Source organism: Candidatus Obscuribacterales bacterium, from assembly GCA_036703605.1.
Taxonomy (GTDB): Bacteria; Cyanobacteriota; Cyanobacteriia; order RECH01; family RECH01; genus RECH01.
Genome location: DATNRH010000651.1, coordinates 1 through 4,595 on the forward strand (window position 1 = coordinate 1; position 4,595 = coordinate 4,595).

4 protein-coding genes are annotated in these 4,595 nt (G+C 51.7%); 2 read left to right on the forward strand and 2 right to left on the reverse strand.

Annotation, left to right across the window (positions count from 1 at the left end):
• On the reverse strand, positions 1-219 hold a 219-nt coding region (locus V6D20_13640; GenBank protein ID HEY9816823.1), incomplete at its 3' end, for a hypothetical protein.
• A gap of 424 nt (positions 220-643) precedes the next feature.
• Between V6D20_13640 and V6D20_13645 the strand changes: the two genes are divergently transcribed.
• Together V6D20_13645 and V6D20_13650 are read left to right on the forward strand one after the other, a co-directional pair.
• On the forward strand, positions 644-1,255 hold the full coding sequence (locus tag V6D20_13645) for a Uma2 family endonuclease (GenBank protein HEY9816824.1): 612 nt from the start codon (positions 644-646) through the stop codon (positions 1,253-1,255).
• 245 nt (positions 1,256-1,500) lie between these two features.
• Entirely contained in the window at positions 1,501-3,789 is a 2,289-nt protein-coding gene (locus V6D20_13650) for a caspase family protein (GenBank protein ID HEY9816825.1), read from the forward strand.
• Positions 3,790-3,962: 173 nt separating this feature from the next.
• On the opposite strand, the gene V6D20_13655 is transcribed toward V6D20_13650, so the two are convergent.
• A partial coding sequence (locus V6D20_13655; GenBank protein HEY9816826.1) for an HlyD family efflux transporter periplasmic adaptor subunit occupies positions 3,963-4,595 on the reverse strand: 633 nt, incomplete at its 5' end.

Here is a 4,595-nt window from a genome sequence, read left to right on the forward strand (position 1 = left end):
ATTAGAATCTTGCAAGACCAAATAGGTGTCAAACTCCTCACTCACCATTTCAATCACAAGAATTTGCCCTGCCTCTCCAGAAAACTCATGGATTTGATAAAAGCTGCCATCATCCAACACATTTGGGCTGTCGCGATTCAACTCCCCGGTGAAGATAAGTGGTTCAAACGAGCTAAAGGTCGCTTGACTTTGAGCCAAGGCAGGTCGAGCTGTCCCCATTCCCATCCCCATCCCTATCGGAGCCACCATCGCTATCGCCATCGCCATCGCCACCATTCGCCGCCGGGCAGCCCCCCGCAGCAATAGCGAACAAACACCCCAATCCCTTGCAGGACAAGGTATCGGTGGAGCAGACTTCCGAGAACGAGAACAACGCATCGCAGATCAGTCCTATCAAGCTAGAGGTCAACGCCCCTATATAGTCCCCGACCCCACCCAGGTATGCAAGACCTCCATGCGCTACCCTCGAAGTTGTGGCCCTGAAACGAGAAAAATTTGAACACCCAGATCCCCGGTTTCTCTAAGAAACTGGGGATCTAACACCCGATCGCCCTATTCTCCATTGCGTGCTGGGTGTGTTGAGAGCGATCGCCCAATCGCCCAATTTTGGCTAGCATGGTAAAAAGAGCTCGTGGTAAAAACGATGGTTGCCTCCTTGCCAGGGCCCCTGTCTCCCGACAACTATCTGCACCTAGAAGCAGAAAGCCCCATCAAGCATGAATACATCGACGGCTATGCCTATGCCATAGCCGGAGCCACCGACGCCCATGTGACCATTTCTCTAAACCTAGTCGCCATGCTGCGTAACCACCTGCAGGGGAGTGGCTGTCGCCTGTATATTTCGGACATGAAAGCACGGGTGGAGGCACGAAATTGTTATTACTATCCCGATGTGATGGTCACCTGTGATCCACGGGATGCTGAAACGGATACCTATAAGCGCTTTCCCAAACTGATTGTAGAAGTGCTGTCCACATCGACCGAAGCCTTTGATAGGGGAGATAAGTTTGCCAACTACCAAGCGCTAGAGTCCTTAGAAGAATATGTGTTGATCAATACGCGCCATCAGCGGGTGGAAAGTTTTCGGCGCGGTGCGGATGGACTGTGGCTGTTGCAGCACTACACCCCAACGACTAAACAGTTTGAGATCAAGAGTCTTCAGTTTCGTGAAACGCTGACAGCGCTCTACGAAGATGTGGTGCTAGAAGCATCGGAGGAGAGAGAACCTTCAGACGACCCACGGGAGCGAGGCTGAGGGGTAGGGAAGACCCGCGTTGGTGACGTCTGACGCCTGCTCTAACCAAGCCAGCACATCAGAGTCATTTGAGAAAGCAAATAACGCCTTTGCTCAATCATCAAGTTGATCGATTTGTATATCTTCATCTAGCAACATTGAACTGACAAGCAGTGCATAGGGTCAGTGCGCTTCATCGTAAGTGAGATAGTATACAACAGTGTTGTTGATTACTTATGACGTAACGTCTTACTTCTATGTCTTCCATGAAACGCCGTCACTTTCTCCAAGCCACTAGTTCCGCCTTAGCTGCCATTGGTCTTAGCCAACTTGATGTGGTGCGACAAGCTAACCAATATAGTCGCGTTTTGGCCCAAAGTACCCCTCGCAAGCTTGCTTTGCTGGTCGGCATTAATGCTTATCCTACTGGCGTTGCATCTCTACGGGGCTGTGTCACCGATGTCCAGATGCAGCGCGAACTCCTCATCCATCGTTTTGGCTTTAACCCCACAGATATTCTTACTCTTACTGATAGCAATGCAACGCGACAAAATCTATTAGATGCCTTCGACGATCATCTAATCCAACAAGCTCAGCCTGGAGACATTGTTGTTTTCCACTTTTCAGGTCATGGCTCCCTCGTGGTAGATCCTAATCCAATACAGCTTCCTCGCATTGATGCCTACGCTGGGGTTCAAGGATATAACGGCACCATGATTCCCTACGATGCCCGCATGAATCTAACCGGAACGCAGGTTGATGACATCATGGGAAAGACATTATTTTTATTGATGTCGGCACTCCAGACCGATCAGGTTACGGTTATGCTCGATAGCTGTCATTCCGGTGGTGGAACTCGGGGAGACTTACAGTTTCGAGCTGTGGACTCTCGAATTGGTCGGGGAGAGGCGGAGCCGAGTGAGGCGGAGCTGGCAACCCAGGAACAGTGGATGGAGCGGTTAGAATGGTCAGAGGATGAGCTACTAGAACGGCGCAGCCGAGGCATTGCCAAAGGCGTTGCCCTAGGTTCGGCCCAAGCCAATCAGCTTGCCGCAGATGCCTCCTTTGGGCGATCGGGGGCTGGGCAGTTCCATGCCGGAGCCTTTACCTACGCGCTGACCCGGTATTTGTGGCAGCAGCCCGGTCATCTTCCCTTAGAACGGGTGTTTGTTGATTTGGCCCGTTCTACCCGTGACGTGGCCCGCAGTTCTCGCTTAGTGCAAATCCCGGTATACGAGGTAGAACCCGGTCAAGATCACCAGCAAGAGCCACTTTATTTTATCTATCCTTCAACCCCAGCGGCAGAGGCGGTAGTGTTGGGTAGTGAGGACGGTGAGGTTAGATTTTGGCTGGGGGGTGTTTCCTCCCAAAGTCTAGATGCCTTTGAAGCTGGAGCCATTTTCTCGATCATAGATGCTCAAGGTCATGAAACTGGACAGATTGAGCAAACCCGTCGAGTGGGATTAGAAGGATATGGCGTCTTGATGGGTGCGAGGCGATCGCTCCCTGAACCAGGACTGTTGCTGCGGGAACGGGTGCGCGGCATTCCAGATGATTTAACCCTAAGACTGGGTTTAGATCCATCACTAGGAGATGATTTAGCCACGATGCGATCGCGTTTGCAGGACGTCTCACGGGTTGATCCGGTGGTCGTGAATGGTGAAGCCAGTCCCCATTTCTTGATTGGTCGGATGACGGACGAAAGCCTTGCTCTTACTGAACAAGAACAGATACAACAGGTGGGCAGCCTCGGTAGCCTTGGGTTATTTACATCTGGGTTAGTGCCCTTAAGTCGTACCTTTGGTTCACCAGATGAATCCATCGAGGCAGCAGTGGTGCGCTTGGTGCCACAGTTTCAGATCTTGCTAGCCGGACAGATTTTACGTTCAGTGCTTAATAGTGACACCTCTGACCTTAATCTTGATGTTATAGTTCAGCCGGTGCAGGGCAATGAGGTGATAGGTAGGACTCGCAGTCGCGGCAGTCGAAGTTTAGATACGGTAATTCAACGCGTGGATAGCAGGATCGAAGCCTTACAATCTGGCTCTGAAATCAGTATCACGGTCACCAATCGAGAAGATCGACCAATCCATGTGGGTGTGTTAGCCATTGGCGGCACGGGCAACATTACGGTCTTACATCCAACCGATTGGGATGCGCCAGAATCAGCATCGTTGCTAGAGCCTGGGCGATCGCTCATGGCTCCTGAGCTAAGACAGATACGAGATCCTAATCGAAATTACTGCGAGAATCCCAGCAACGAGTTTCATCTTTGCTTAAGTGGTTCAGGCTATGTAGAACTACTCACGATTGCCAGCACGACACCCCTACGTGATGCCCTGCGAGGCATTCAACAAATTGCTAATGCTTCGCGTGCTGCACGGGGACAACCTATTGGTCTGGGGGCAGACGATGCACTCTCTGTGGTAGATGCGCTTCTGGGTGAAGCCGATCGCAATACTCGCGGCAATATTGAGGTGCGCAGCGGCAGGCAAGCTATTGATGTCACCAAAATGGCAGCAATATCAACCATCATTGAGGTCGTGGAAAATTAACCATGCGCCCCGACAGCAGGCGATCGCTCTTATCATCCAGGTAAGAAAGGGCGATCGCTGCCTTGCTGATCGTTTCCAGTGTAACGTCTCTGCCTTGCAGTAGCTCTTGACCCTGATCAATACTTATTTTGTACATCTTCGCTATAGCTTGATCAAGGAAGTTTTATAGAATTCTACAGGTCAGTCAACAGTCTCAGTCGTCTGAGCATAGCAATCAGCACGGTCTCTCGCTGGGTAACAATATCTGCACGTCCTAGCATACCCATCTGCAGAAAACAGGTGCGCTTGCCTGACTGAAGGGATGGTCTTTCAGATCTGGAGTCTGACGGTTGCCATGCTGGTACAATTTCGACCCGATAAAATGTCGAGGCAGGGTCTGGGCCCGGCTCTAATCGTTCTGTATCAGGAGAAATAGCATGAATATACCCTTGCAGTAGACCGTAGTCTGTATAGGGGCAACTGTCTAGTCTGACATGAACCGACTGCCCCGGCTGGATACGACTGGCATCAGCCTGCCCGACCTGGGCTTGAATCACCAGGGCCGCCGTTTGGGGTGCAAGTTGGGCGATCGCCTCCCCTGTTTCAACAACCTGACCCGGATTGCGGATGGTCAACGATTGCAGCGTTCCGGCTGCGGGAGCACGAATCACCAACCGTTGCAACTCTAGTTGAATTTGGTGTTGGGTCTGCTGGTGGCGATGTTTTTGCTGCTCAAGTTCGGCCTGGTGGCGACGCAACGCTGCTTGAGTTTGCATCAGCCTAGCCAGGGTTGCTGTTTCGCGGGCACGGACGTGCTGTATTTCGGC

Coding starts and splice junctions, on each gene's coding strand:
- V6D20_13645 (HEY9816824.1), top strand. CDS start 644: ATGGTTGCCTCCTTGCCAGGGCCCCTGTCTCCCGACAACTATCTGCAC.
- V6D20_13650 (HEY9816825.1), top strand. CDS start 1,501: ATGAAACGCCGTCACTTTCTCCAAGCCACTAGTTCCGCCTTAGCTGCC.